The organism is Arthrobacter sp. HMWF013, assembly GCF_003061105.1.
GTDB lineage: Bacteria > Actinomycetota > Actinomycetes > Actinomycetales > Micrococcaceae > Arthrobacter.
The window spans coordinates 1-6,918 of record NZ_QAIQ01000562.1; the positions used below are offsets into that span (position 1 = coordinate 1).

Below are 6,918 nucleotides of genomic sequence, written 5' to 3' on the forward strand. Positions count from 1 at the left end.
CGGTCAGCAGCCGGACCTTTTCTTCGAGGGTCAGTTCAGCCACGAGGTCTTGGAGCCGGGCGTCGGTGGCGCGCTCGTTGGTGACGGGTGTTTCTGTGGTGAGGGTTTCCATGGTGGCTTTCTGGGCTGGTCCTGCGGAGGAAGTATCGATGCTCATGGTGTGCTCCGTCATGCGGCGCCGGCCTGGAGGTCCTGCTGGTTCTGGAGTTCCAGGAGCCGGATCCTGTCAGCGCGGTGTTTGGCCTGCCGGTCGGGGTCCGGGATGGGCGCGGCCATAAAGAGCCGCTGGGTGTAGGGGTGTTCGGGCGCTCCGGTGACCTGTTCGCCGTCGCCCCATTCGACGATTTCGCCGTGGTACATCACGGCGACGCGGTGGCTGAGGTGCCGCACCACGGCGAGGTCGTGGGAGACGAAGAGGTAGGCGACGCCGGTGCGTTCCTGGATCTCGATGAAGAGTTCCATCACGCGCGCCTGGGTGGAGAGGTCAAGGGCTGAGACGGGTTCGTCGCACACGATGAGCTTCGGATCCAGTGCCAGGGCCCGGGCAATGGCGACTCGCTGGCGCTGGCCGCCGGAAAATTCCCGCGGCAGCCGGTGCGCGGCGCCTTGCGGCAGCCGGACCTGGTCGAGGAGATCGGCAACGCGCTTGTTGGCCGTCTGGCGTTCCACTTTGCGCACGGTGAGCGGCTCGGTGAGGATCTGCTCAATGGTCATGGAGGGGTTCAGTGAGGTGTAGGGGTCCTGGAACACCACCTGGATCTCGTGGCTGAGTTCCTTGCGCTTGGCCCGGCTGGCTTTGGAGATTTCCTCGCCGCGGTATTTGATGCTGCCGCCGGTCACCGGCGCCAGGCCCAGGACGGCGCGGCCCAGGGTGGTCTTGCCGGAACCGGATTCGCCTACCAGGCCCACGGTCTCGCCGGGGCGGATGTCCAGCGAGACGCCCTTGAGGGCCTTGAACGGTTCGCGGCGGAAACCCTTGAGGGGGTATTCGACCACCACGTCTTTGACGTCGAGCAGTGTCTCGGTCATGACGCCACTCCTTTCAGTTCCTGTGGCTCAGCCGTTGTTCCGGCAGGGTTGTACTGCCCGCGGGGCGCAGTGTCTTCGAGGATCGCGTCCAGCAGCTGACGGGTGTATGGGTGACGGGCGCCGTTGAAGATGGCCCGGACGGGCCCGGTTTCCACCACGCGGCCGGACTGCATGACAGAGACCCGGTCGCAGAGATCGGCCACCACACCGAAGTTGTGGGTCACCAGGATCACGCCCATGTTCAGCTCGTCCTGGAGTTCACGGAGCAGGTTCAGGACTTCGGCCTGGACGGTGACGTCCAGGGCGGTGGTGGGTTCGTCCGCGATCAGCAGGTCCGGCTCGCAGGAGACGGCGCCGGCGATCAGGACACGCTGTGCCATGCCGCCTGAAATCTGGTGCGGGTAGGCATTGAACGTGCGCTCCGGGTTGGGGATGCCCACCTTGGCCAGCAGCGCCAGGGCCCGTTTGCGGGCTTCGGTCTTGGAGATTCCGAGGCAGACCCGCATGGGCTCCATCAGCTGGCTGCCGATGGTGAAGGCCCCGTCCAGGTTGGACATAGGTTCCTGCGGGATATAGGCGATGCGCTTGCCACGGACCTTGGTCATGTCCTTTTCGGAGAGGTGTGCCAGGTCTTTGCCTTCGAAGAAGATGGATCCGCCGGTGATGCGTCCACCCTGCGGCAGGAGCCGGAGGATGGAAAAGGCGGTCTGGGTTTTGCCGGACCCGGATTCGCCTACCAGGCCGTGCACTTCGCCGCGGCGGACGGTCAGGTTCACATGATTGACCACATGGGTGGTGGAACCGTCAGGCTGGTCGTAGCCGACGCCAAGATCGGTGACTTCCAGAAGCAGCTCACTTTTGTCTGCTCCCGGTTCGTCGGGATGGACGACGGCGGCCGCACCGCGCTTCTCGGCGGCACCGGCGGCGTCTGCGATGGCGGCGGTTGCGGCGGCCTTGCGGCTCTTTTTGACCGGCCCGCGGCTGCGTTCCAGTTCGTCACGCATGGCGTTGGCCAGGAGCGTCAGGGCGATGCAGACCAGACCGATGATCAGGGCCGGCCACAGGACCAGCGTCGGGGATTTGAAAATGTTAATGAAGCCGTCGTTGAGCATGCTTCCCCAGGTGGGGATGTTCAAGTCGCCCAGGCCAAGGAACTCGAGGCCGGCCTGGATGGCAATGGCAATGCCCAGGACCATAGCGGACTGGATGATGACAGGGGCCCGGACCACCGTCAGGATGTGACGGCCGATGATGCGGAAGTCGCTGAGGCCGGAGACGCGTGCGGCATCCACATAGAGTTCGTTGCGGACGGCGGTGACGGAGGCATAGACCAGCCGGAAGAAGGCGGGCGAGAGCATCACACCGAAGATCATCATGGACAGCCACATGGACGGACCCACCACGGCACGGGCTGCCAGCAGCACCACCATGCCGGGGAGGGCCATCATGAGGCCGGTGAGCCAGGAGGAGACCGCATCGAACCAGCCGCCGTAGTACCCGGCGATCAGTCCGGCGGTGACGCCGAGGACCAGCGCGACGGCGAGGGCAACCAGGGCGCCGGCGAGGCTGAACTGGCCGGCGAACAGCAGGCGGCTGAAGACATCGCGGCCTGCGCTGTCGGCGCCCAGGACGTGTTCGGAGCCGGCTTTGGCCAGGACGTCCTGCAGGTTGGCAGTGTTGGGGTCGTGGGTTGCCAGGATCGGCGCCAGGGCCGAAGCCAGCGCCACCAGGAACAGGACCAGCAGGGAGGCCGCACCCGTGGGATGGGTCAGGAGCCTGCGGAAAAGGGAAACCTTGGCTGCCGTGACGGGCAGTGCGAGGGGAGTTTCGATCATGACAGCCGAACTTTCGGATTGAGCCAGCCCTGGGCGAGGTCGATGATGAGGTTCACGGCCACCACGATGGCCGCCGTCGCGACGACGACTCCCATCACGACCGGGATGTCACCCTGGCCGGTGGCGGCGACGGTGATTTGCCCGAGGCCGGGCAGTGCGAAGATCTGTTCCACGATGACAGCGCCGCCGAGGAGTCCGATGAACTGCACAGCGAGTACGGCCAGGGCCGGGCCGCCGGCGTTGCGGAGCACGTGCTTGTAGACAACGCGGTTGAAGGACAGCCCGCGTGCCCGGAGCGTCCGGACGTAGTCCTGGCGGAGCGCATCGATCAGTGAACCGCGCACCTGCTGGACGACTGCGGCGATGCAGCCGATGGACAGGGCGATGATCGGCAGGGTGACGGTGGCCGCCCAGCCGCCGAACGACGTCGTCATAGGGACATAGCCGGTGGCCTTGAACCATTTGAGGTTCAGTGCGAACAGGGACACGAGGCCGAGGGCGATCAGGAAGCCGGGGATGGCGAAACCAAGCACGCCCACAAACTGGACCACACGGTCAACCCAGCCGCGGCGGACGGCAGCCCATACGCCGATGACAACAGAAATTACTGCGGCAATGAGCACGGCGCCAAGGACCAGGGAGATGGTGACGGAGAGCCTGCTGCTGACGCCGGCGCTGACGAGCTGGCCGTTGAACCAGGACCGGCCAAGGTCCCCGGTCAGGGCGTTGGTCAGCCAGTCCCAGTACTGGACCACGAGCGGACGGTCCAGGCCCAGCTGGCTGGCTTTCAGGGCAACCTGGGCGTCGCTGGCGGTAGGCCCCACGATGCGGCGGGCGATGTCGCCGCCGCCCGCATACAGGAGCAGGTAGGCGACCGTGGTGATGACGAACAGCAGGAGGACACCGGAGAACAGGCGCCGCAGCACGAATCGGTACATTCGAAAATCCTTTGGGAGGTTCCTGGGGCTGCCTGGCCGGGCCGTTGTTCTGTGGCCCGGCCAGGCAGCTGTCCGCTAGGAGGCGGGGGTGAAGGACCAGATGGACGGGTAGGCGTTGCCCGTCTGGACTTCGACGTTGGTCTTGGCGTCGGTCACGAAGCTGGACTGCGGGCGGTACCACGGGGCAAACCAGGCCTGCTCCACGATGTACTTGTTCAGTTCCTTGCCGGCAGACTTCTGCTCGTCCTCGGTACCCAGGTGGATCTTGTTGACCAGTTCGTCAACCTTGGGATCCTTGTAGTTGTACGGGTTCCACGGAGCGCCGGGAGTGAGCTTCATGTTGATCAGCTGCCAATCGGACTGCTGCTCGAGGATCATGTAGCTCACGCCGAACTTGGGGGCCAGGAGGTCGGCGATGAAGTTGTTTCCGACGTCGGTGAACTGCGCCGTGATGCCCACATCCTTGAGCTGCTGGGTGATCAGCGCCGGGATGGTGGGACCGAGGAGTGTTGCGGACGGCAGTTCCAGGGTGAGCCCGCTGGCGTAGCCGGCCTCTGCGAGCAAGGCCTTCGCCTTGGCGGGGTCGTAAGCGTAGCGGGAGTCCAGGGACGGATCGTAGGCGTCCGACGACGGCGGGAACACCTGGGTGGTCAGCTCACCGTAGCCCTGGCCGATGGATTCCAGCATCGCTTTGGAGTCGAAGGCGTAGTTCAGTGCCTGGCGGACGCGGACGTCCTTCAGTGCCGGGTTGGTGGTGCCGGCACGGTCAAAGATCAGCAGACCGGACCAGTTCAGCTGGAGCGGGTTGACCTTGTAGCCGGCTGCTTCGATTTCGGTGAGGGTGTTGTTGTCGATGGTGTTGGCGCCATTGAGGGTGCCGGACTTGATGGCATTGAGCAGCGACGTCTGGTCGCTGTAGACGTTCAGGACCAGGTTGTCGTAGTGCCGGAGTTCCTTGGCCCAGTAGTCAGGATTGCTCTTGTAGCTGTAGGACGTGCCTGTGACGGTGGCGGCCGTGTCCAGGACGTACGGGCCCGAGCCCACCGGGTTGGTGGCGATGTCCGCGTTGCCGAAAGAGGCCGGGCTCTGCATGAACGACGCGTCCTTGGACAGATATCCCAGGAATGCCGGGTCAGGGGCCGACAGTGTCAGCTTCAGCGTGGTGGCGTCCACTGCCTCGGCGGTCTGCAGAGCTGCGAGGAACTGGGCGTCCGGCGACGTACCGGCCTTGAAGCGCTCAAGGTTCTGCTTGGCAGCGTCGGCGTTGAACCCGGTGCCGTCGGTGAACTTCACGTCATCGCGGAGTTTCAGGGTCAGGACAGTCTTGTCCTCGTTGTAGTTCCATTCCGTTGCCAGCATGGGCACCAGGGTGCCGTCCGGTTCCATCCGAAGGAGAGTGTCATACACGGCCTGGTAGAAGGGGGCCCTGTTGGCGAACTCGGACTGGCTGGCGTCGAACGTTGTGGGCGCGAGGATTGCGCCAAGGGTGAGGGTTTCGGAGGACTGATCTCCGGAGGCATCTCCGCCGGCAGAGCAGCCGGTGAGGCCCAGGGCTACGGCGGCAACAACTGCGGCCATTCGCTTGGATCGGAACATCTTTGGTCCCTTTCGCGGTCAGTGGCGGTCCACCATGGACTGCCATTGGGAACGACCGTAACATGAAAACCTAGTGGGTGCTAGGTTTTTATCTTGGAAGCAGAAGTGATCTGAATTGTGACGCGGCCCACAGCGGTTGACCAATCCCTGGTCGAGCCCGGCCAACGACCTTGTTAGGGTGATCCAATGACTGACACACCCGCCACCGTGGTCGCGGATGCGCCCCGCAGGGGCCGTCCGCGGGGCAGTTATGCCAAGACCGAGGCGCGCCGGCGGGAGATCCTGGCCGCTGCCTTCGAGGTGTTCTCGACCTCGGGATACCGGGCGGGATCCCTGAAGGACGTCGCGGACAAAGTGGGGCTGACCCAGGCCGGCCTCCTCCACCACTTCCCCAGCAAGGAAGCCCTGCTTGAGGCAGTGCTGACGCTTCGCGATGAGGAATCGGTGGAGCGGCTGGGCACTGTGGATGCCAAGGGAATGGATTTGCTGCGCGGGCTGGTGGCACTGACCCGGTACAACACCACCATCCCCGGCCTGGTGTCCCTTTACTGTGTTCTGTCGGCAGAGGCCACAGAACCCGAGCACCCTGCCCACGCGTACTTCCTCCGCCGGTACACGTGGGTCCGCGACACCATCAGCGCCGCGTTCACGGAAGCAGGGAGGCAGGGCAAGCTGCGCCCGGGCGTTGTCCCGCTCGCAGCCACGCGCCAAATCGTTGCGCTGATGGACGGCCTGCAGGTGCAGTGGCTGTTGGACAACTCCTCTGTGGATATGCCGGCCGAAGTCGTCGCGTTCCTCGAGGCCATCACCACGGAGAAGTTCTAACCTCCTCCTACGACGCCCAGTCGGCGTCGTCGAACGGGCGGCCCCGGAAGTGCACCCGGAGGTACTCCCCCACAACGGCAGCCCCCAGATCTCCGGCATCGGGCGCAACCACCCGGCCGTCCACCCTTCGTGCCATCTTCTGGACGAACCGCTCGAGGCCAGGGTCACGGCCCAGCCGGAAGAACGTCACCTGGGTGCCCGCCCGCCCCAGTCGGTCGAGCTCGGTGACGGTCAGACGGATGGTCTCAGGGTCCGGCGGGTAGGTGAACCAGGTCTCGCCCTCGGGCAGCAGATGCGCCGTGGGTTCGCCGTCGGTGACCACCAGGAGGACAGGCTGCATCGCCGGGTGCTGGCGGAAGAAGCGCTTGGCCAGCAGCAGGCCGTGATGCAGGTTTGTTCCCTGCTCGCGGCGCGAAGGCAGCGCCGTGAGTTCGCCGATGTCCATGGAGCGGGCATAACGGCCGAACGCGATCATCTGCAGCCGGTCTCCGCGGAAGCGGGTGGAGATGAGGTGGTGCAGTGACAGAGCCATGCGCTTCATGGGCACCCACCGCCCCTCGGCAGCCATGGAAAACGAAATATCGACGAGCAGGACGACCGCAGCCTGGGTATGGGCCTCTGTTTCGCTTACCTCGATGTCGTCCACCCCGAGGCGCAGGCCCCGGGCCGGGTCACCGCCGTCGGCAGCGGTGCGG

Annotated in this window: 5 protein-coding genes and 1 pseudogene; 1 reads left to right on the forward strand and 5 read right to left on the reverse strand. The window is 65.1% G+C overall.

The annotated features are described in order from the left end of the window. Nucleotides 1-168: 168 nt before the first annotated feature. The 4 genes from DBR22_RS19210 to DBR22_RS19225 all read right to left on the reverse strand — a co-directional run bounded on the left by DBR22_RS19210 (nucleotide 169) and on the right by DBR22_RS19225 (nucleotide 5,398). Complete coding sequence (locus DBR22_RS19210; RefSeq protein WP_108600318.1) at nucleotides 169-1,029, reverse strand: ATP-binding cassette domain-containing protein; 861 nt, start codon at nucleotides 1,027-1,029, stop codon at nucleotides 169-171. Further along, nucleotides 1,026-2,864 (reverse strand): dipeptide/oligopeptide/nickel ABC transporter permease/ATP-binding protein, encoded by a 1,839-nt coding sequence (locus tag DBR22_RS19215; RefSeq protein WP_108600319.1) that lies wholly within the window; start codon nucleotides 2,862-2,864, stop codon nucleotides 1,026-1,028. The genes DBR22_RS19210 and DBR22_RS19215 overlap by 4 nt, the downstream gene beginning before the upstream one ends. Next, entirely contained in the window at nucleotides 2,861-3,802 is a 942-nt protein-coding gene (locus DBR22_RS19220) for an ABC transporter permease (protein WP_108600320.1), read from the reverse strand. Before DBR22_RS19220 ends, DBR22_RS19215 begins: the two co-directional genes overlap by 4 nt. Nucleotides 3,803-3,877: 75 nt before the next feature. Continuing rightward, nucleotides 3,878-5,398 carry an ABC transporter substrate-binding protein gene (locus tag DBR22_RS19225; RefSeq protein ID WP_108600321.1) on the reverse strand — a complete coding sequence of 507 codons (1,521 nt, stop codon included), beginning with the start codon at nucleotides 5,396-5,398 and terminating at the stop codon, nucleotides 3,878-3,880. A gap of 186 nt (nucleotides 5,399-5,584) precedes the next feature. Between DBR22_RS19225 and DBR22_RS19230 the strand changes: the two genes are divergently transcribed. After that, nucleotides 5,585-6,223, forward strand: a complete 639-nt coding sequence (locus DBR22_RS19230) for a TetR/AcrR family transcriptional regulator (RefSeq protein WP_108600322.1) — start codon at nucleotides 5,585-5,587, stop codon at nucleotides 6,221-6,223. Between the two features lie 7 nt (nucleotides 6,224-6,230). Here the strand turns inward: DBR22_RS19230 and DBR22_RS19235 are convergent. After that, a pseudogene (locus tag DBR22_RS19235) lies at nucleotides 6,231-6,918 on the reverse strand (hypothetical protein); the annotation flags it as partial.

Excerpts from the sequence above, each read along its gene's own strand:
- DBR22_RS19210 (WP_108600318.1), bottom strand. The coding sequence starts at position 1,029 with ATGACCGAGACACTGCTCGACGTCAAAGACGTGGTGGTCGAATACCCC.
- DBR22_RS19215 (WP_108600319.1), bottom strand. The coding sequence starts at position 2,864 with ATGATCGAAACTCCCCTCGCACTGCCCGTCACGGCAGCCAAGGTTTCC.
- DBR22_RS19220 (WP_108600320.1), bottom strand. The coding sequence starts at position 3,802 with ATGTACCGATTCGTGCTGCGGCGCCTGTTCTCCGGTGTCCTCCTGCTG.
- DBR22_RS19225 (WP_108600321.1), bottom strand. The coding sequence starts at position 5,398 with ATGTTCCGATCCAAGCGAATGGCCGCAGTTGTTGCCGCCGTAGCCCTG.
- DBR22_RS19230 (WP_108600322.1), top strand. The coding sequence starts at position 5,585 with ATGACTGACACACCCGCCACCGTGGTCGCGGATGCGCCCCGCAGGGGC.